Origin of the sequence: Geomonas limicola, from assembly GCF_014193675.1 — a bacterium.
Taxonomy (GTDB): Bacteria; Desulfobacterota; Desulfuromonadia; order Geobacterales; family Geobacteraceae; genus Geomonas; species Geomonas limicola.
Window position 1 is genome coordinate 170665 of record NZ_BLXZ01000008.1, and the last position, 15117, is coordinate 185781.

The 15117-nt window shown below is 64.9% G+C and carries 13 protein-coding genes and 1 tRNA gene; 11 read left to right on the forward strand and 3 right to left on the reverse strand.

The window, feature by feature from the left end; genetic code table 11:
• Window positions 1–19 precede the first annotated feature (19 nt).
• The 3 genes from H7688_RS18420 to H7688_RS18430 all read left to right on the forward strand — a co-directional run bounded on the left by H7688_RS18420 (window position 20) and on the right by H7688_RS18430 (window position 4020).
• Window positions 20–193 (forward strand): DUF4177 domain-containing protein, encoded by a 174-nt coding sequence (locus H7688_RS18420; protein ID WP_183362679.1) that lies wholly within the window; start codon window positions 20–22, stop codon window positions 191–193.
• Window positions 194–2872, forward strand: coding sequence for a DNA polymerase I (gene polA / locus H7688_RS18425; protein WP_183362680.1), 2679 nt, complete (start codon window positions 194–196; stop codon window positions 2870–2872).
• Window positions 2873–3027: 155 nt separating this feature from the next.
• On the forward strand, window positions 3028–4020 hold the full coding sequence (locus H7688_RS18430; protein ID WP_183362681.1) for a PilZ-like domain-containing protein: 993 nt from the start codon (window positions 3028–3030) through the stop codon (window positions 4018–4020).
• On the opposite strand, the gene H7688_RS18435 is transcribed toward H7688_RS18430, so the two are convergent.
• Both H7688_RS18435 and H7688_RS18440 read right to left on the reverse strand, forming a co-directional pair.
• Window positions 4004–4858, reverse strand: a complete 855-nt coding sequence (locus H7688_RS18435; protein WP_183362682.1) for an HDOD domain-containing protein — start codon at window positions 4856–4858, stop codon at window positions 4004–4006. The two genes, H7688_RS18430 and H7688_RS18435, sit on opposite strands and share 17 nt — an antisense overlap.
• A 3-nt stretch (window positions 4859–4861) precedes the next feature.
• Window positions 4862–6772, reverse strand: coding sequence for a GspE/PulE family protein (locus tag H7688_RS18440; protein ID WP_183362683.1), 1911 nt, complete (start codon window positions 6770–6772; stop codon window positions 4862–4864).
• Between the two features lie 278 nt (window positions 6773–7050).
• Here H7688_RS18440 and H7688_RS18445 point away from each other — a divergent pair, with 278 nt between their 5' ends.
• Genes H7688_RS18445 through H7688_RS18455 form a run of 3 tightly spaced genes read left to right on the forward strand, consistent with a single transcriptional unit; the run spans window position 7051 to window position 9609 of the window.
• On the forward strand, window positions 7051–7905 hold the full coding sequence (locus tag H7688_RS18445) for an OmpA/MotB family protein (protein WP_183362684.1): 855 nt from the start codon (window positions 7051–7053) through the stop codon (window positions 7903–7905).
• A gap of 11 nt (window positions 7906–7916) precedes the next feature.
• On the forward strand, window positions 7917–8651 hold the full coding sequence (locus H7688_RS18450) for a Smr/MutS family protein (protein WP_183362685.1): 735 nt from the start codon (window positions 7917–7919) through the stop codon (window positions 8649–8651).
• 55 nt (window positions 8652–8706) lie between these two features.
• On the forward strand, window positions 8707–9609 hold the full coding sequence (locus tag H7688_RS18455; protein ID WP_183362686.1) for an ROK family protein: 903 nt from the start codon (window positions 8707–8709) through the stop codon (window positions 9607–9609).
• Window positions 9610–9768: 159 nt separating this feature from the next.
• On the opposite strand, the gene H7688_RS18460 is transcribed toward H7688_RS18455, so the two are convergent.
• Window positions 9769–9844 (reverse strand) — tRNA-Thr (locus tag H7688_RS18460).
• Between the two features lie 267 nt (window positions 9845–10111).
• On the opposite strand from H7688_RS18460, the gene H7688_RS18465 reads away from it, so the two are divergent.
• The 5 genes from H7688_RS18465 to H7688_RS18485 all read left to right on the forward strand — a co-directional run bounded on the left by H7688_RS18465 (window position 10112) and on the right by H7688_RS18485 (window position 15070).
• On the forward strand, window positions 10112–10690 hold the full coding sequence (locus tag H7688_RS18465; RefSeq protein ID WP_183362687.1) for a hypothetical protein: 579 nt from the start codon (window positions 10112–10114) through the stop codon (window positions 10688–10690).
• Window positions 10691–10753: 63 nt separating this feature from the next.
• Complete coding sequence (locus tag H7688_RS18470; RefSeq protein WP_183362688.1) at window positions 10754–11536, forward strand: hypothetical protein; 783 nt, start codon at window positions 10754–10756, stop codon at window positions 11534–11536.
• Window positions 11533–12918, forward strand: coding sequence for a glycosyltransferase family 39 protein (locus tag H7688_RS18475; protein WP_183362689.1), 1386 nt, complete (start codon window positions 11533–11535; stop codon window positions 12916–12918). The genes H7688_RS18470 and H7688_RS18475 overlap by 4 nt, the downstream gene beginning before the upstream one ends.
• Window positions 12915–14243, forward strand: coding sequence for a cytochrome c biogenesis ResB family protein (locus H7688_RS18480; RefSeq protein WP_183362690.1), 1329 nt, complete (start codon window positions 12915–12917; stop codon window positions 14241–14243). The genes H7688_RS18475 and H7688_RS18480 overlap by 4 nt, the downstream gene beginning before the upstream one ends.
• On the forward strand, window positions 14240–15070 hold the full coding sequence (locus tag H7688_RS18485; protein ID WP_183362691.1) for a cytochrome c biogenesis protein: 831 nt from the start codon (window positions 14240–14242) through the stop codon (window positions 15068–15070). The genes H7688_RS18480 and H7688_RS18485 overlap by 4 nt, the downstream gene beginning before the upstream one ends.
• Window positions 15071–15117 lie beyond the last annotated feature (47 nt).

Sequence of the window (15117 nt, forward strand, 5' to 3'; positions counted from 1 at the left end):
GCAATAATGAGGAGTACCTATGCTGCAGTACAAGGTCGTTGAACTAAGCGACGTCACAGATCTGACCATCGAGGAAACCTTGAACGATTTCACCGCCAAGGGGTGGAAGTTCGACACGCTGCAGTTCGCCATGCGCGACTCGAGCCGGCGTCCCGCAATGGCTTTCGTCATCTTTACCAAAGAGGTGGACTAGGTGACAACTGACCGCGAGAAGCTGTACCTCCTGGACGGCTCGTCCTATATCTACCGGGCCTACTTCGCCATCCGCCACCTGAGTTCCCCCACCGGTTTTCCCACCAACGCGCTCTACGGCTTTACCCAGATGCTTCTGAAGGTCATGAAGGATCACGCGCCGGCCCACGTGGCGGTGGTCTTCGACGCCGGGAAGCACACCTTCAGAAACGAGCTCTTCCCCGCCTACAAGGCGACCCGCTCGGCGATGCCCGACGACCTGGTGCCGCAGCTTGGGCCGATCAAGGAGATGGTGCGCGCCTTCAACATTCCGGCGCTGGAGCTTACCGGCTTCGAGGCGGACGACATCATCGGCACCATCGCGCGCCAGTGCGAGGCGAAGGGGCTCGACTGCGTGGTGGTGACCGGCGACAAGGACCTGATGCAGATCGTGAGCGAACACGTGACGCTCTTGGACACCATGAAGGACAAGGTCACCGGGATACCGGAGGTGCACGAGAAGTTCGGCGTCGCCCCGGAGCGGGTGGTGGACGTCCTGGCACTTTGGGGGGATGCCTCGGACAACATCCCCGGGGTGCCGGGGATCGGCGAGGTGACCGCCAAGAAGCTGATCCAGGAGTTCGGCTCGCTGGACGAACTGCTCGCCCGCGCGAACGAGGTGAAGGGGAAAAACAGCGAAAAACTGGCGGAGTTCGCCGACCAGGCGCGGCTTTGCCGCACGCTTGCCACCATCGATTGCCAGGTCCCCATCGAGTACACCATGGAGGACCTCTCGGTCTCGGCGCCGGACACCAAGAAGCTCGCCGAGATGTTCCGCGAGTTCGGCTTCACCACCCTCATGAAGGAACTCACCAGTTCGGCCACGCTCTCCTGCGAGGAGTACCACGTGGTCCTCGAGGAAGCGGAGTTGCGCACGCTCGCGGCCGAGCTGAAAAAGGCCGGCGCCTTCGCGATAGACCTGGAGACCACGAGTCTCAACCCGATGGAGGCGCGTATCGTCGGCTTCGCGGTGAGCCATAAGGCACACCAGGCCTGGTACATCCCGGTAGGGCACCGCTACCTGGGGGCACCCGAGCAGCTCAGCGAGGCGACGGTTATCGAGCACCTGGGGCCGCTTTTGACCGATGCCGGCATCCGCAAGATCGGCCAGAACCTCAAGTACGACTACCAGGTGCTGCGCCGCGCCGGCGTGAAGCTGGAGGGGATCTGGCTCGACACCATGCTGGCGGCCTACCTGGAGAACCCCGGGCGCAGCAGCCAGGGGCTGGACGCGCTGGCGCTCCAGTACCTGGACCACCGGATGATCTCCTACAACGAGGTGGCCGGCAACGGCAAGGAGCAGCTGAACTTCTCCGAGGTCGACCTGGACCGCGCCGGCCCCTACAGCTGCGAGGACGCCGACGCCACCTACCTGTTGCACGAGATCCTGCTTCCCAAGGTCGAGGAGCAGGGGATGTCCGAGCTCCTCTTCAAGACCGAGATGCCGCTTCTGGAGATCCTGGCCGAGATGGAGCTCACCGGAGTGAAGATCGACCTTGACCTCATGAGGGAGCTCTCCACCGGCTTCGGCAAGGAGCTGGTCGAGCTGGAGGCGCGCATCCACGAGCTGGCCGGCGGCCCCTTCAACATCAACTCCCCGAAGCAGCTGGGCGAGATGCTCTTCGAGCGGATGATGCTCCCGGTCGGCAAGAAGACCAAGGGGAAGACCGGCTGGTCCACCAACGTGGAGGAGCTGGAACGCCTGGCGGCGGAGCACGAAGTGGCGAAGCTTTTGCTCATGTACCGCTCGATCTCGAAGCTCAAGTCCACCTACACCGACGCGCTCCCAAGGCTCGTGGAACCGGAGACCGGCCGGATCCACACCTCCTATAACCAGGCGGTCACCAACACCGGGCGGCTCTCCTCGTCGGACCCCAACCTGCAGAACATCCCGATCCGCAGCGAGGCGGGACGCGACATCCGGCGCGCCTTCGTCGCCGAGGAGGGGTCGCTCCTGCTGGCCGCAGACTACTCGCAGATCGAGCTCAGGGTGCTCGCGCACCTCTCCGAGGACCGGGTCTTCTGCGAGGCGTTCGCCGCCGGCGAGGACATCCACCGGCGCACCGCGGCCGAGGTGTTCGGGATGTTCCCGGAGCTGGTGAGCGCCGAGCAGCGGCGCCAGGCCAAGGTGATCAACTTCGGGGTGATCTACGGGCAGGGGGCCTTCAGCCTGGCGAAGGAACTGGGGGTGACCCCCAAGCTCGCCAAGGCCTTCATCGACCACTACTTCGAGCGCCACAGCGGGGCGCGCGCCTTCCTGGACGGCTGCGTGCGCGAGGCGGAGATCGCCGGGTTCGTGCGCACCATCCTGGGGCGCCGGCTCCCGATCCCCGATATCTCGAGCAAAAACGGGAATATCCGGGCCTTCGCCCAGCGCAACGCGGTGAACTACCCGATCCAGGGTTCGGCTGCCGACATCATCAAGGAGGCGATGATCAAGGTGACCCGGCGCATGCAGGCGGAAGGGGTCAAGAGCCGGCTCATCATGCAGGTGCACGACGAACTGGTCTTCGAGGTGCCCGCCGGGGAGCGTGACCTGATGGCCGAACTGGTGCGCTGCGAGATGGAGGGGGCGCTGCCGCTGCGCGTGCCGCTCAAGGTGGATCTCAACTTCGGAACCAACTGGAGCGAGGCGCACTGACCGTCGTTTAGTTAAGTCTTTGCCGTTACTCGCCGATACGTAGGGTAAGGCCGACCGGACCCTTTGGACCAGGGGCGTTTTCGGGAGGCCACCCCCGGCAGCCGGTCAGGCCGGGATCATGCCGGACGCCGGAAGCGGCGGGCGGCGGAGGGGACATGGCAGGGGACTTCACTGAATATGCCGACTGCTTCCCGGTCGGGGCGCGGGTCAGCATCGCCATCCCGATCGCGGGTGGGGGGCAGTTCCAGGACTGGGCGCTGGTGAACTCGCTGGAGCGCGACCTCCTGGAGGTGGCGCTCTCCCGCGACGCTCTCCCGGACGGGGCCAACCTCGCGCGTGGCAGCATGCTCCAGGTGCGCCGCCCGGAGAAGGACGGCATGGGGCGCTGCTGCCGTGGCATCGTGGTGGGCGACGGCACCCAAGGTGCCCTGGAGCTGCGCCTGGTGGACGGCGTGGTCCCCTTTGAGCCGCGTGAGTACTACCGGCAGGACGTCTACCTCCCGGTGGAGTACCGGCTCCCCCCCAGCCAGCACCTTGTCGAGGTGCGCGAGCGCTGGCGTACCAGGTTGAGGGAGCAGGAACTCGCCGCCCAGCAGCCCGAACTGGGCGAACCGGAGGAGGTCGCCCACCAGCGCGAGGAGCTGCGCCGGCGCCTGGCCCAGCGGGCCGAACTGCCGCCGGCGGCCGCCAACATGAGCGGCGGCGGGATACGCATCGACATCCCGGAGCGCTTCATCCCGGGGCAGCTCGTCGAGCTCACCTTCTACATCCCGGAACCGCACCGGGTCCTTGAACTGGTGGGGGAGGTAGTGTCGGTGCAGCCTTCACCGGTCTCCGACTCGCACCGGACCGCGCTGCGTTACCGTTTCATCGAGGAGGCAGACCGGGACCGCATCGTGGGGTACGTCTCGCGGGAACAGCTGGCCCAACTGGCACGGCTGGGGCGCGGCGAGGCGCGCGAGAGTCGGGAACTGACGGGAAAGAGGTTCCCACGCTGGCTGCGCCTGGCCCTGGGACTGTTGCTCCTGGTCGGCCTGGTGACCAACCTGGCGCTCTCCATCGTGGCCAAGCGGGAGCGGGGGGAGAAACACGAGATCGAGAGGATCTTCGAGGAAGGGATCGCACGCTACGTCAAGCAGCGGCGCTGACCATCACCATGGCGTCTTCGATCATGATTTCCAGCTCGGCCAAGGTGATCTCCTTGATACCCAGCCCCTGGGCCTCGAAGCTCGCCGCCAGCATCAGGTTCGGTTCGGCCGGGGCCCCGGCGAGCCCGAGTTTCCGGCAGGTGTCGTCCACCAGGCGCACGATGCTCAACAGCACGTTGGAGGTGTCGCGCTGCTCCTGGTGGTGATCGCGCACGATCACGCAGTAAAGCTCCGGCAGGTTCCACTTCAAGAGCATTTCATGCCCGGTCTGGGTATGCATCGCCACCATGATCTCGTTGATCAGGTCCCGGGACAGGGACTTGGTGCCGTGATCCCCCAAGAGTATCCCCTCCAGCACTTTCAGGATCAAAAGACTCCCGATGTCGTGCAACAGTCCGGCAATGAAGGCCTCCTGGGCTATCTGCTTGTAGCCGGTCCGCTCGCAGAGCCACCTGCTGCCGATGGCGCTCCCGATGGCGTGCTTCCAGAGTGTGAGCGCGTGTACCTTCAATTCCGGGATACTGAAGCTGTTGTAGCTGTTTTGCTGGCTGGCCAGCATGGCGACGTTGGCGATCTCCTTGGCCCCCAGCCGTACCACCGCCTCGGTGATGGTGGTCACCTTGGAGAGGCCGCTGAAAAAGGCCGAGTTGGCGAGCCTTAAGATCTGGCTGGTGAGCGCCTGGTCCTTGATGATGAGCGCCACCACCTGCTCGATGGTGAAGTCCTTGCCGGCCAAAAGGGCCTGCAGCTTGAGTGCGATGGGGTGGAACATGGGGAGGTTCAGGGTCTCGGAGGCGAGCTGCTCCTTGATGATCTCGACGAAGGGCCTGGTTGGCATGGCTTATTCCCCCAGTAGGTGCCGGATCTCCTGGATCGGGCGTGGTTTGCCGATGCGCGGCAACAGGCGCACGGTGTCCTGCAGCGAAACGAGCCCCTGGGCCGCTTTGCACAGGCCGGACTCCAAAAGGGTGACCATCCCGGTGGTCTCGGTGGAGATCTTCCTGATCTCGTAGGAGGTCTTCTTGCTCAGGATGGCGTCCTTCACCAGTTCGTTCAGGAGGAGCATCTCGAAGACCCCGATGCGCCCGCGGTACCCGGAGTAGCGGCACTTGGGGCAGCCGCGCCCCACCGAGAACTCCGCCCCCCGCAACTCGTGGTTCGAGTACCCGATGCGCCTGAGCTCAGTGGGGGTGGGGAGGTAGGGCTCCCGGCAGTCCGGGCAGATGCGGCGCAACAGGCGCTGGGCCACCACGCAGACCACGGTGGAGGCGATCAGAAAGGCCTCGATGTTCATGTTCATCAGGCGCAAGAGCCCCCCCACGCTGTCCTCGGTGTGGAAGGTGGTGAGCACCTTGTGGCCGGTGAGGGCGGCCTGGATGGCGGTTTCGGCCGAGAAGGAATCGCGGATCTCCCCAAGGACGATGATGTCCGGGTCCTGGCGCACGATGTGGCGCAGGGTCTCGTCGAAGGTGACCCCGATCTTCTGGTTGATGGAGCACTGGGCCACCCCCTCGATCACGTACTCCACCGGTTCCTCGACGGTGACGATGCAGCTCGAGGGGTCGTTGAGGTACCTGACGCAGCTGTACAGGGTGCTGGTCTTGCCGCTGCCGGTGGGGCCGGTGACGATGAGGACGCCGCTTGGGGTGTCCAGCGCGTCGTCGGTGAAGCGCTCCAGCATGCGCGCGGGCATCCCGATGTCCTTGAGGTCGAGGAGATCCCCCTTCTTGCTCAAGAGCCTCAGGACCGTCTTCTCGCCATAGATGGTCACGTAGAAGGAGACCCTCAGGTCGAGCACCTGGCCGCTTTTGGCGCTCTCGTAGCAGATCCTGCCGTCCTGGTGGCGCCGTCTCTCGGCGATGTCGGCCTCGGCCATGATCTTGATGCGGCTCGACACCGGCATGGCGAGTTCCTTGGGGAAGTCCTTGTAGAGGGTGAGCATGCCGTCGCGCCTGAAGCGGACCCGCAAGGCCGCGCGCATCGGCTCGATGTGGATGTCGCTCACCCCCTCCTTCAGGGCCTCCTCGAAGATCGAGTTGACGATGCCGGTCACGGTGTGCTCGTCGGTGGCGGTACCGTCCCCCTGCAGGACGCCGCGCTTTAAGGTGCTCACCGTCTCCCGGATCCCCTTCAAGGTGGTGATGGCGAAGGTCGTGGTGGCTCCGAAGAGCTTCTCGGCGGTGCGGCGTGCCTCGGCGTTGAGCGGGTCGGCGATCGCCACCAGAATCCGCCCCTTCTCCTCCCGGACCGGGATGAAGCTGTGCTGGGCGATCCAGTGCTGGGGCATCCGGGACAAGAGGGTGCGGTCCACCTGGTCCGGCTCGAGTTCCAGGTAGGGGTAGCCGAGCTGGAAGGCGATCACCTCGGCCAGGGTGTACTCCTCGATGAAACGCTGCTCCACCAACACCTCACCGAGCATCTTGGTGTGGCCGCCGTCGCGCTGGATCCCCAGTGCGGCCTGGAGTTCGGCGGGCTTTAAGTAGCCAAGCTCCACCAAGAGCGCCCCGAGCTTCACCGAGACGATGTTGTGGCGCAGGGTCTCGCGCAACTGGTCCCGGGTAAAGAAGTTGAGCTCCAGCATGACCGCGATCAGGGTGCGCGGGGTGAGTAGCTTGTCCTTGACGCGCTGGGCATAGCTCAACTGCTCCGGGGCGAGGTGGCCCGACTTGATGAGCATCGAGGCGATCTCGAGCCCGGAATCGATCGCCCCGTCCTTGCGCCCGGTGTCCGACGGGTTCCCTGCAGTTCCCATGACGACTCCCTTCACCGCTGGTGGGCTCTCCGGGTACCCTTGTTGGGCATCCGGAGCGGGGAGCTTCGTTGACAGCCCCCCTGAAACACTGGTAGTATACCATGCCCAATTGGAGCGCATTAATGCAATGCCGCGTAGCGGGTTCAGGCAACCAGGCATTGACAGCCGGCGCAAAGCGGGCATTATTGGAGCGCTCGGTGTTAATGTGAACCATTCGCCCCGCTCTCTTAACAAACAGCCGGGCTGGGGATCTGCGAGAAAAACCGAAGGAGGATGACATGCCGAAAACAGTGATGATTGCCCTTTTTATCGCCTGCGCGCTGGTGACCGGGTGCGTTTCCAGCGGCACCTACGAAGCGAAGAAACTCCAGGCCGAGGGACTCGAGAAGAGCCTGAGCGAGCAGCAGAACGCCTACCAGAAGCTCTCGGCGGAAAACGCCTCGTTGCAGGACCAGCTCAAAAAGTTGAAGGCCGACCTGGGAAGCACGGTGCAGGAGCGCGACCTGCTGGTGAAGGACAAGCAGGGGCTCGAGGAGAGCCTCAAGTCGACCGCGGACGCGAAGAACAAGAAGATCGGGGAGCTGAGCCAGCGCATGGGACAGCTTGAGGCCGAGAACGCCCGGCTCAAGGACGAGATCGCCCAGGTCCAGAAACAGAAGGAACTCGAGGTGCAGAAGACCTCGAAGACCTACGAGAGCCTGTTGGACACCATGAAGAGCGAGATCTCCAAGGGAGAGGTGACCATCTCCGAGCTCAAGGGGAAGCTCACCGTGAACCTCATTGACGCGGTGCTCTTCGACTCCGGCAAGGCCGAGGTGAAGCCCGAGGGGCTCGTGGTGTTGCAGAAGGTGATCGACATCCTGAAGAACGTGAAGGACAAGGCGATCCGTATTGAGGGGCACACCGACAACGTGCCGATCGTGGGGGCGCTCACCCGCCGCTACCCGACCAACTGGGAGCTCTCCTCGGCGCGCGCCTTGAACGTTGCCCGCTACCTGCAGCAGCAGGGGATCGACCCGACGCTCTTGGCCGCGGTGGCCTACGGCGAGTACAAGCCGGTGGCGCCCAATGACAGCGACGAGGGACGGGCCAAGAACCGCAGGATCGAGATCGTACTGGTGGCGAAGGACTAGGCACGGGGACCATGAAAAAAAAGGACAAACCGACACCCAAACCAAAGGAGTTCTCCGCCTCCCCCTTCAAGGCTCTCAAGGGGGTGACTCTGGAGACGCGCGAGCAGCCGCCCGCAGCGGCCTCCCATCAGAAGCCGACCCCGCCGAAGCCGCCTAAGCAGACGCTAGAGCAGCAGAAGCAGAAGAGCCGGGAGGAGCTCGAGGACGCGCTCCTCTTCCTGGACGCCTTCGCCGACATCCGGCCGATGAACCCGGTGAAGAGCCAGCCGCACCGCGAGAAGGCCAAGGCGGTCAAGGAGCAGAAAGACGACGAGGAGATGCGGGTCTTTTTGAAGGCGGTCGAGTCGCTCAAGCTGGACGTGCGCTTTTCGGACGAGAACCTGGAACCGCCTCCCCAGCAGCCGGTGGCGGTGAACCGGTTGAGGCAGGTGCGCCGCGGCGGGATCCGCATCGACTTCCAGCTCGACCTGCACGGGCTGACCCGCGACGAGGCGATCGAGAACCTGGAGCGTTTCGTGCGCGGTGCCTACAACCGCGGCCAGAAAGGGGTGTTGGTGATCACCGGCAAGGGGAACAACTCCCCGGGGGAGCCGGTGCTCAAGATTGCCGTGGGGAACTGGCTGCGCGAGGCGGGGAAGGCCATGGTCTCGGAGTTCGTCGCCGCACCCAGCGACCTGGGGGGCGCCGGCGCGTTCGTGGTATTTCTGAAGGAGAAGAAACCGGAAGAGCCCGCCTCGAAGGAGTAGCGGGTCCGTCCGCGGCCGCCGCGCCGGGCATACCTGGAGCCTCACCGGAGTAGCGATGGATACCTCGACACCGTTTCGCATCGGCATCGACTTGGGCGGCACCAAGACCGAGGCGGTGCTGTTAAGCCCGACCGGGAGCCCTCTCTGGCGTGAGCGCCGGGACACCCCGCTCACCGGCGGGTACCCGGCGGTTTTGGAGTCGCTTGTCGGTTTGGTCGCCGGGACCGCTGCCCGGGTGCCTGAGGGTGCCCCCTGGACGCTCGGCATCGGGATACCGGGATCGGTGGATGAGTCGACCGGCCTGGTCCGCAACGCGAACTCCACCTGCCTGATCGGCGAGCCCCTGCCGGCGGACCTGGAACGGCTGTTAGGGGGTCCGGTTGGGGTGCGCAACGATGCCGACTGCTTCACCCTCGCCGAGTGCCGGATGGGTGCGGGGGCCGGTTACCCGATGGTCTTCGGTGTCATCATGGGGACCGGCTGCGGCGGCGGGCTTGCCATCGACGGCGTAGTGGGTGAGGGGCCGCATAAGATCCGCGGCGAGTGGGGGCACTTTTCGGTGGACCCGCAGGGGGCTCCCTGTTACTGCGGCAACCGTGGCTGCGTCGAGACCAAGATCAGCGGCTCCGGTGTGGAGGCCGCCTTCCGCACCCGCTACGGCGAAAGTCTCACCATGGCCGAGATCGTGGCCGGCGCCCGCGCGGGCGAGGCGCGCTGCCAAAGGTGCTTCGATATCTTCCTGGACGACTTCGGGCGCTGCCTGGGTGGCCTCATCTCCATCCTCGACCCAGACGCCGTGGTCCTGGGGGGCGGCCTCTCCAACATCGCAGAACTCTACACCGAGGGGGTCGAGCGGGTGCGGCACTACGCCTTCCACAACGACCTTACCACCCCCATCCTCAAGAACCATCTGGGCGATTCCGCCGGCGTCTTTGGTGCCGCCTGGATCGGTAGGTAGCCGCTTCCTAAGTACCCCCCCGGGCGCAGCGGCTTTTCGGCAGGTCGTGTGGAGGGGGATGCCGGTGCACCGCGCGACCGCCTGCCAGCCATGTGCTACCTAAGACAGCGCGTCAAACAACAAAGGGGTTACAGCATAAGCTGTAACCCCTTGTTTTTCTGGAGCCGAAGAGCGGACTCGAACCGCCGACTTGCTGATTACGAATCAGCTACTCTACCAACTGAGTTACTCCGGCCTTTAAAAAACGCTTTCCAACGGTAGTCACTCTTTCTATCGTAAAAAATCTGATACGTCAATGCCATTTCTCGGCCGAAACCGCTTCAGCACAGACATCTCCTGGGCCTGTCACCGTGGCCTTGCCACCTCACTGAGTGGTCTCAGGTGCCCAGAGCTTTTCGGCAGCTGCCTTGGCAGAACATTCTCTTGACTTCGCTGCCCTGCTCTGGCTCGAGCGAAACGATTGCTGGTGCAGAATCATCGATTTATGTTAAAAGGTAGATCTATGGGAAAATTAACTATTGCCAGAGAGATACTCTTCGCGCTGCTTCTGACTGTGGCGCTGGTCGGCTGCCAGAAACAGGAGGCCGCAAAGCCAGCGGCGCCAGCCGGCACTGCCAGTCCGGGGGCCGGTCCTGTGCAAAGTGGCCCAGCGCTTGCCAAAACCGTCCAGGAGCGGATCCTCACCTACAACCGGCTCCTGATCGAGGGGTACCAGGCCGGCAACATGACTGCGCTGCAACAGGTGACCACCACCGCGCTCGCCGAGAAGGCCTACTACCACATGGCCGCCATCGCCGAGGGAAAAAAACGGATGGTGTCCCAGTTGAAAAAGATCGACTTCCGGGAGACCGACTGCGGCCAGCAGAACAAGTGCCGCGTGGTGACCCGCGAGGTCTGGGACTTCGGTTACGCCGACCTGAAGACCAACGAGGTCTCCAACCAGGTCAAGGACTACAGCTACGATGTCCAGTACCTGCTGGAGAACCGCCAGGGACAGTGGCTCATCACGGAAATCACCGCTTCGGGAGAGGAGCGCAAGGAGCTCCCCTCCTGGGACAAGATGTTCCACAAGGAAAAGTAGCGGCGGTCGAGCCCCGCTCCCGTCCCTGCTCCCCTTGAGGAACCGCCTTACCACAGGGTGCCGATGCCGCAACCAACCAAACTCAGCCTGACGGCTTGCCTGTCGCTGGTCGTCCTCTTCGTGCTTGCGCTGTACGGGCTCAACGCCTACGGGGTGTCCACGCGCCACGCCGGCCCGGCGGGGAGCATCGGCCGGGCGCGCGCGGTCACGCACCTGTTACAAAACCCCACCGACGCCTATGCGCTCTGGAAAGAGGCCGGCTACCGCGGCCGCACCGTGGTCTTCGTCTCGGGGAACTGGCCCTCCTTCGTCCCCGGCGAGCGGCTCCCCGAACAGATGTACCGCGCCTACCCCCTTGAACTTTTCAACACCGCCCAGGTCTTCGAGAAGGACAGCCTGGACCGGCTCAGCTTTCTCTACGTCGCCGCCCTAAACGGCATTGCCCGCAGCATCGTGGCCGTGCTCCCCGAGGAGGAATTCGCCCGCCAGCGCCAGGCCGCACTGAAGGCGAAGGACCACCGCATCCTCGACGGCGAGGTCTACTTCCCCCGCGAGGGATACCCCCGACGCTTCAGCACCGCCGCCAGATTGCGTGCCCCCGGTGAGCCGGTGCTCCTCTACGTGGGGGCGTCCTACTTTTCCGCCGCCACGGCGGATGAGCTTTACCGGCAGCTGAGCACGGCCGGCCTGCGCTCCGACTGCGTGGTTCTCTGTGCCGAGACCGAGAGCCAGGGCCTCGGGCCCCGCGCGGCCGCCGAGCTGAACCGCTTCGCCCGGCTGATCGGCGCCACACCCGGAGGGGGAGCCCCGGCAGTTGCCGGCACGGGCTCCCGGTCCACGCCATGACGAACCCGCTCGCCACCCGCCGCTTTGCACTCGGGCTCATCCTGATCACCGGACTCTCCGTCGTGCTCAACCTGGCGCTGATCGGCAGCCAGCCGGTCTCCGTCGACGACATGTCGGTGGCCCTGAGCGCCATCAATTACCTGGAGAACGGTCAGCTGGGCCCCACCATGTGGAACCACCCCTGCCTGCGCAACATCCTGGTCTACGGGACGCTCAGGCTCTTCGGCTCCGGCGTTGCGGGGGTCAAGGGGGTAAGCCTCGTCCTGGGGATCCTGTGCACCCCGCTGGTCGGCCTGGTGGCCCGGCGCATCTTCGGTAACGGCCGCATCGCCCTCCTCGCCGCCTTCCTCTGGACCCTTGACGCCCTGGTCATCGAGTTCACCCGCCAGGGGATCAACGACATCTACCTCGCCTTTTTCCCGCTGGCGGCGATCCTGCTGTGCTACCGTTTCCGGGATTCCGGCAACCACCTCTGGCTCCTGGGGAGCGGCGTCCTGTTCGGCCTGGGGCTTGCCTCCAAACTCAGTTCGCTGCTGCCCCTGGCGGCGACCCTGGCACTATTGGCCTGGCTGCAGGCGAGGGAGAGCCGGGGAGACCTGAGGCGCCTGCTGGCCGGTTGGTTCCAGCTTGCCGTCCTCCTGTTGCTCGTGCCGGTGCTGGTTTACCTGCTGACCTTCCTCCCCTGGTTTAGCCGCGGCTACTCGCTTGCCGAGTGGGGCGACCTGCAGCGCAGCATGCTCCTGGAAACCTCGCAGCACGTGGGCTACCGGCCCAAGCCCTGGCACGACACGGACAACCGGGCCTGGAAGTGGTTCGTCACCCCCTCGGTGTTCGTCGACCCCTTCGTAAACATCGACATCCTGGACCCGGCGGTCGAGCATCCAAGCATCGAGGAGGGGACCACGGTGGTCCTCGGTTACGCGAACCCGCTGGTCTGGCTCCTGGTACTGCCGGCGCTGTTCATCACGCTAAGGCGCGGGGTCCGGGAGCGCGACGAGGGGCGCCTGTACCTGGCCGGGCTGTTCCTGGTAGCCTACCTGCCGCTGGCTGCCACCTGGCGCCCCATCTGGATGAACACGGCACTTTCGGTACTCCCCTATGCGGTAATGCTGGTGGCCGGGCTCGTTTGGAGCGTCACGGAACGCCTCCCCCGCCCCAGACTCGCGCTGGGGGCCTACCTTGCCGCGGTCGCCCTGGTGGCGGCCCCGCTCTACCTGCTCGCCATCGGCAAGGGGATGCGCATCCCGGTCCTGAAAGAGCACTTCGTCGACAAGTACCTGGTGGAGATGAAAGAACGGGAAGCCGATGCGGCCGGTAAGGGGCTCTCGCCCGGCGCCGCCATGGGGTTGCCGCCCCGGCACTTCGGGAACTCGAAGCCATGAAAGCCCTCAACTTCCTCACCTCCCGAAAGACCGTCCTCACGCTCTTGGCCGCCGTCACCCTGGCGCTCTTGACGGCCGTGTTGGTCCCCCAGCGCGAGAACGCGGGGAGCAAGGTTCCGGCCTGGCTGGAAAGGCTCCCCGAACCGCTCAGGGAGGCCGCCGGCTTCATCGGCCTCGACAACGTGGTGGGGAGTTGGTGGTTCATGCTGCTCATCGCGGTGTTCGGCCTCTCGCTCTTGCTGTCCACCTATAACCAGTACACCGCCGTCGTTGCCCAACTGAAACGTTCCCCGAGTCCCGATGCGCTCCCCGACGGCGTGCGCGTGGCAGGAGACCTGGCCGGTTTCGCCCCGCGGCTTGACGCCGCCGGCTACCGCCTGTGCGGCAGCACCGGAAAGCTGCACCGGTTCGTCAAGCACCGGATGGGGTACTGGGGGAACTTCCTGTTGCACCTCGGGCTGGTCATCGCGGTCATCTTCTCGCTCATGTACGTGGTGACCCAGCACCGGGTTTTCCTCCGGCTGGTGAGCGGGGAGACCGTGGTGCCCGGCGCGGAGAACTCGGCCGAGATGCTGGGAGCGCTGCGCTTTCGCCGGCCGCTCCCCGCCGGGATCACCCTCGAAGAGGTGCAGCCCGCCTTCTACCCCAACGACAAGCTCGCCGCGCTCGGCTCGCGGCTCTCGTTCCAGAAGGAACCGGGCGGTGCCCCCCAGCGGGTGCAGGTGGCCCTGAGCGACAAGTCCTGGTACGACCCCTTCGTGGTGTACCAGGTGAACTCCTTCGGCAGGGCCTTTGTGCTCGAATTCGACTCCCCCTACCGACAGGGGCGAGCCCGGGAGCGCCTGACGATCCCGTACCCGCAGCGGCGCGACCTGGCGGGGTACGGCGAGGTGCCCCTCAAGGAGGAGGGGCTCGTCCTGAAGGGGAAGTTCTACGCCGACCCCGAGAAAAAGGGGATGCAGCTCACCCCGTCGCCGCTTTTCCTGCGCCTGTACCGCGACAAGGAGCTTCTGGGCGAGACCGCCCTGAAGCCGGGGGAGAGCGGCAGCCTGGGCCCCCTGGTGCTGCGCCTGGCGCGCGACGCCTGGTGGACCGATATCCTGTTGGACGGCAGCCGCGGTACCTTCGGTATCTTCGCCGGCTTTGCCGTCATCCTGTTCGGCGTGCTCTTCTCCTACTGCCTGGTACCCCGTGAGATCCTGGTTCGGGAGGGGGACGGGGAGCTCTACCTTAAGCACTCGGCACGCCGCTTCGCCCAGATCTACCGCGAGGAATTCGACGCGATAGTCGGCGCACCGCGAACTACCAGCGAGGGACAACCATGAAAGGATCGTTTGCACTGGTCACCGGCATCCACTGGGGTGCCGTCATCCTCTACGTCGTGGCCACCATTATGGTGGTGGTCGGGCAGTACTTCCAGAAGCCGCAGCTCGCCCGCCGGGGACTCTGGGTTGCCGTTCCGGGCCTGGTGCTGCACGGGGCGGGGCTTTTGATCTGGTGGCGCATGGTGGGGCACGGCCCCTACATCGACCGCTTCGAGGTGCTCTCCTCCAATGCCTGGATCCTTTTGGCCGCCTTTCTCCTCTTCAGCATCCCCTTTCCCCGCCTGGTGACGGCCGGGGTGGTGGTACTGCCGGCGAGTTTCATCCTGGTGGCCCTGGGGCTCTTCTTCAGCCCCGAGATGAAGACGCTCCCCCCCACCTTCCGGAGCGTCTGGCTCGTGTTGCACATCATCTTCTACAAGATCGCCTTCTCGGCCATCATCATCGCCTTTGCCTTTTCGCTCTTCTACCTCCTGATCCGGCGCGGCCGTCTCCAGAAGCTCTCCCGGAGCCTCCCTGACCTCCCGGGCATCGACAGCTACGCCTACCGCTTCGCAGGCCTTGGGTTCACCTTCTGGGCCATCGGGATGTTGGCGGGCTCCATCTGGGCCTACCAGTCCTGGGGGACCTTCTGGAACTGGGACCCGGTGCAGACCTGGAGCCTGGTGACCTGGGCGGTCTTCGGCATCTACCTGCACCTCAGGCGCTTTTTCTCCTGGCAGGGGGAGCGGGCCTCCTGGCTCTTCGTGGTCTGTTTCGCGCTGACCCTGGTCTCCTTGTTCCTGACGCCGCTTTTTGAGTCATCGATCCATGCGGAATACTTCAAGTAACCAGGTGGCGGGGGACGCGTCCCGCCGGGGCCGGCTTTTAAAGGGGC